The organism is Deltaproteobacteria bacterium, assembly GCA_011773515.1.
Taxonomy (GTDB): domain Bacteria; phylum Desulfobacterota; class Deferrimicrobia; order J040; family J040; genus WVXK01.
On the sequence record WVXK01000075.1, the window covers coordinates 8,474 to 13,066 of the forward strand.

Annotated in this window: 4 protein-coding genes and 1 pseudogene (1 of these 5 running past the window's edge); 4 read left to right on the top strand and 1 reads right to left on the bottom strand. The window is 60.0% G+C overall.

Annotation, left to right across the window (positions count from 1 at the left end; translation table 11 throughout):
- The 3 genes from GTN70_08550 to GTN70_08560 all read left to right on the top strand — a co-directional run.
- Positions 1-663: electron transfer flavoprotein subunit alpha/FixB family protein (locus GTN70_08550; protein NIO17033.1), on the top strand; the 663-nt coding region annotated here is incomplete at its 5' end.
- 303 nt (positions 664-966) lie between these two features.
- Entirely contained in the window at positions 967-1,899 is a 933-nt protein-coding gene (locus tag GTN70_08555) for a 2-nitropropane dioxygenase (protein ID NIO17034.1), read from the top strand.
- 17 nt (positions 1,900-1,916) lie between these two features.
- Positions 1,917-2,114: a hypothetical protein gene (locus GTN70_08560; protein ID NIO17035.1), complete on the top strand. Its 198-nt coding sequence runs from the start codon at positions 1,917-1,919 to the stop codon at positions 2,112-2,114.
- A 98-nt stretch (positions 2,115-2,212) separates the two neighbouring features.
- Here the strand turns inward: GTN70_08560 and GTN70_08565 are convergent, their stop codons facing one another.
- A complete protein-coding gene (locus GTN70_08565) occupies positions 2,213-3,610 on the bottom strand; it encodes a hypothetical protein (GenBank protein ID NIO17036.1) in 1,398 nt (465 codons plus the stop codon).
- Positions 3,611-3,862: 252 nt separating this feature from the next.
- Between GTN70_08565 and GTN70_08570 the strand changes: the two are divergent.
- A pseudogene (locus tag GTN70_08570) lies at positions 3,863-4,593 on the top strand (transketolase) (it continues 1,112 nt past the right edge of the window).

Below are 4,593 nucleotides of genomic sequence, written 5' to 3' on the forward strand. Positions count from 1 at the left end.
CGCGTTGCGGGCCTCCTGGATGCCCCGATGGCCTCGGATATCGAGGCGCTCATTGCGGGGGAGGAGGGGCTGCTGATAAAGCGGCCCATGTACGCGGGCAACGCCGTCGCAACGGTCGTGCTCTCCGGAGACCCGAAGCTCATAACGGTGCGGCAGACGGCCTTCGATGCGGCCCCGGAGCAAGGGTCCGCCCCCGTCGAAACGCTGGATGTCTCCGTGGACAAAGACTCCCTCAGGACCGCTTTTCTGTCCATGGAGGCCACGGAGTCCGAGCGTCCCGAGCTGACGGAAGCGCGCGTTGTCGTGTCGGGTGGACGGGGGGTGAAATCGGCCGAGAACTTCAAACTCATAGAGGAGCTGGCAGACCTGCTGGATGCTGCCATCGGGACATCCCGCGCGGCGGTCGACGCCGGGTGGGCCCCGAATGACTGGCAGGTGGGGCAGACGGGAAAGATCGTGGCCCCGGAGCTCTACATCGCCGTGGGTATTTCCGGTGCCATCCAGCACCTGGCGGGCATGAAGGATTCCCGGGTAATCGTGGCGATCAACAAGGATGAGGAGGCGCCCATATTCCAGATGGCGGATTTCGGTCTCGTGGCCGACCTCTTCAAGGCCGTCCCCGAGCTGATCGAGGAGCTTCGGAAGCTGAAGGCCGAAGGGTAAGAGGACAGGCCATGTGAGAACCTTCCGGGTAAAAGGGGAAGCGGTTTTTTGCTGCCACGCCCCGTTCCGGCCTGCCACGGGGCAGGGGCTCCGAATCCCGCCGCGCGGGCCCCCTGCACATCCATCGGAGGGCGTAGGGTAAGGAATTTGGTTAAAAAATAGAGTCACTTGTGGTATTCTTACTGAGAAAATTTTCGATCAGCAAGAGGGGAGGCCCCATTGGAGACGTTACAGTATCTTCCACGGTTCTGGAAACGGGGGACTGATTTTCTCGGCGTCAGGTACGGGATACTCTGCGGGGCGATGACCTGGGTGAGCGAATCGAACCTCGTAGCGGCCGTTTCGAATGCGGGGGGTTTCGGTGTCCTCGCGGGGGGCAACATGCCGCCGGAGCTCCTGGCAGACGAGATAGAGAAGACGAGGAAAAAAACGGATTACCCCTTTGGCGTCAATATGATAACGATTGCCCCCAACTTTCAGAAGCACATCGAGGTCGTCCTGGACATGGATGTGGAATATGTCTTTTTCGCCGGCGCTATTCCATCGGGGACCGATATCAGGCGGATCAAGGAGGCGGGGAGGAAGATGGTCTGTTTCGCCCCCATCCTTTCGCTCGCCAGGAGACTCCTGAGGCAGGGTATCGACGCCCTCATAATCGAAGGCCACGAGGCGGGAGGCCACATCGGTCCCGTCTCGACTTCCGTGCTCGCGCAGGAGTTCCTCCCCTCCCTGGAGGATGTGCCCGTTTTCGTTGCAGGTGGCATCGGAACGGGTGAGATGATCGCCTCCTACCTCTTCATGGGAGCATCGGGTGCCCAGCTCGGGACGAGATTCGTCGCTGCCCGGGAGTGCATCGCCCATCCCAGGTTCAAGGAGGCGTTCATAAAGGCGGCTGCCAGGGATGCCATCCCGACGGTCCAGTTCGACCCGTCCCTCCCGGTTATCCCCGTCAGGGCCATCGTCAACAAGGGAACGCAGGAATTCAACGATCTTCAGTTACAGCTGCTGAAGGAGCTCAAGAGCGGAAAGATAACGAGGGAAGAGGCACAGTGGAAGCTGGAGGAGTTCTGGGTAGGTGCGCTGAGAAGGGCCGTTCACGATGGTGACGTGGAAACGGGATCCCTCATGGCGGGCCAGTCTGTGGCATTCGTGAAAAAGGAGCAGACGGTCCAGGAGATCATCAACGACCTTCTCGAGGGGGCGGAGAAGGAGCTGCGGGACATGATCATGCGGTGAGGGGGGATAGGGGGAAAATGGATACGGGAGGTCCCGGTGAGAAGTCTGTTTTCCGCGATGCCCTGAGCCGGCTCGATCTGGCCTCGTCTCACATCGAGATATCCTCAGAAATCGTCGAACGACTCAAACATCCCAAGAGAACCACCATGGTATCGATCCCCGTGAGGATGGACGGCGGATCCCTGCAGGTGTTCAGGGGAAGGGGGTCACCCTGAAAACGGCGGCGTATATCGTCGCCCTCGAGAGGATGCGGGACGCGATTGGATCAAAGGGGACCTGCGAATTGTTCAAGCAGAGCGGGCTCTAGGACATCTCAGTAGTAGGCGACCGAAAGGTCCGTTATGAGCAGCTCGTCGCCGCGGCTGACGTTTACGTTTTCCGCCTCGAAGAGAAACCCGTCCCTTTTCCCGGCTTTGCCGGAAGCAGCGGGTTCGTTCACCAGCAGGTTGTCGTCCACGAATACCCTGAGGTTTCCGTTTCTTTTCTCTATTGCGAAGGAGTGTGTCTGCCCCGTTTCCACGCGGTACGCGGTTATCCTGTTGCCTTTCCACGTGACATCCTCTTTCCAGGAGAGCCGCTCCGGCGAATCCCTGTCTGCACCGATGTAAAAGTTCATGCTCGGCGCACCCTGTGGCTTGTACACCGTGTACTCGATCGAGAAATCCCGGGAGAGGTCGAGTGCCTTGGCCAGGCGGACATCGCTCAGGCATCTGAGCCACTTGCTGTCGGAAAACTCGGCCACCTCGATCTGCCCCGATTTTACGGTGATCGTGCGGGGTATGTCGCCGATATCGTAGGAAGAGAAGTTTTCGGAAAACACCTCCTCCCTTCCCGGGATGAAGCGCGACCCGCTGATGACGCCGGGGGCAGGGGAAGGACCCTTCGCGGCCACCTCCTGCCTGCCTGCGCCCGCCGGGTAGTGCGGCCGGTACGCCGAGACTTCCTGGCCCCTGCTGTCGTAGCGGTAGTAATCCGGGGGGACGAGCTTTGCGATTTCATTGANNTCATTGATCGCGTTATCGAGCATTACCCGGACGGCCTTTTCCATGGGGGTGTTCTTGTAGGTGGAAAAACCGGCTCCGAGCGCCACCGTTCCCGCGATGAAGCCGCCGATGCCACCGACCTTGTACCGGGAGGCCAGTCCCTCGACGGTGGTGGCGTTGATGATCCGGCCGGTTCTCACGTCCACGAGGCGGATGTCGGCGGCAATGTAGGCCTCGTCCTTCTTCACCGCCACGCCGCCGAGCAGGGGAACGTTGAAGGGCACGACCACACCCCCGGCCCGGGTGCCCGAGGCCTTCGGTTCAAACGCGGTGATCGCCCCCATTACGAGCACGTCGGCACCCTCCATCAAGCCTTTCCGGGGGGCCTTGCTCTTGTCCACGTATCCGCTTTCGCTCAGATCGAGTTCCCTCTGGACCTCGCTCAGGCCCTCGCCGCGCTCCAGGACGACGAAGCGCCCGCTTTTGAAGAGGGCCGTGCTCAGCATGTCGGAAAGCCCGAAGCCGATGTCGCCCCCGCACTTCTCCGCTTTGCAGTCGAAGCGGGGAACGCCGATCCGGGCTTTTGGCCCCTCGTAGGTGATGGTTTCCTGGACCGTCGGCCCTCCCGTGTCGACCGTCGTCTGGATCTGGGGGCCGCAGGCGTATGTGAGGGCAAGGGTCAACCCGATCAAAGCTATCTTGAGGAACTGATGGAATTGTCTCTCCATGACTCCTCCTCGGCAGCGTTTTATGCTATAGTTAAATGCTTACACAGGGGCGGTTGGGCGTCAAGATGGAGAATTTCACCCACCCCAGCGGCTTTTTCCCTCTTTCCCTTTTTTCTCTTTTTCAGCAACGGCTATTGTGTTAAAAAGGTTACGTTCCTGTTTCTCAATTAATCAAGGGAAGGATTTTGAAAAATGAATCGTGCACTGAACAGGGGTTTCAAGGCGCCGGACGTCTCGGGTGAGGTGAGGGCGATGATCGAGGAGTACTGCAGGGCCGCACGGGGCGATATCCTCAGGATGACGACGCTCGCCGGCTCGGGGCATCCCGGTGGCTCCATGTCTTCGATAGAGATGTTCATGACCCTCATGTTTCTGGCGAACGTTTCACCCGAGAGCCCCTTCGACGAGGACCGTGACAGGATCGTGGTGAGCCACGGCCACACATCCCCCGGCGTCTACGCTGCCCTCGGGAGGCTCGGCTTCTTCCCCCTGGACTACGCGATAGCCTTCTTCAGGAAGACGGGTTCCCCATTCGAAGGGCACATCGAAAGGAACCTCCCCGGTATAGAGTGGTCGACGGGAAATCTCGGACAGGGCCTATCTGCGGGCTGTGCATTTGCCCTGGCGGCGAAGCTCTTCAAGCGGGAGAACCACGTGTTCGTCGTGATGGGGGACGGCGAGCAGCAGAAAGGACAGGTGTCCGAGGCGCGGCGCTTTGCCGTGAAATACGGCCTGACGGGCCTTACGGTCCTCATCGATTACAACGGGCTGCAGATCTCCGGGAGGATCGAGGAAATAATGCCTCAGAACGTAAGGGAAAATTTCGCGTCAGATGGCTGGAGGGTCCTGGAAATAGACGGGCACGATGTCTCCCAGATCTACCGTTCGTTGCACGTGGCCACAGCCGACGAGAGCGCGCCGTACGCGATCGTCGCCGTCACGACCATGGGAAAGGGCGTCTCCTTCATGGAAGATGTCTGTGA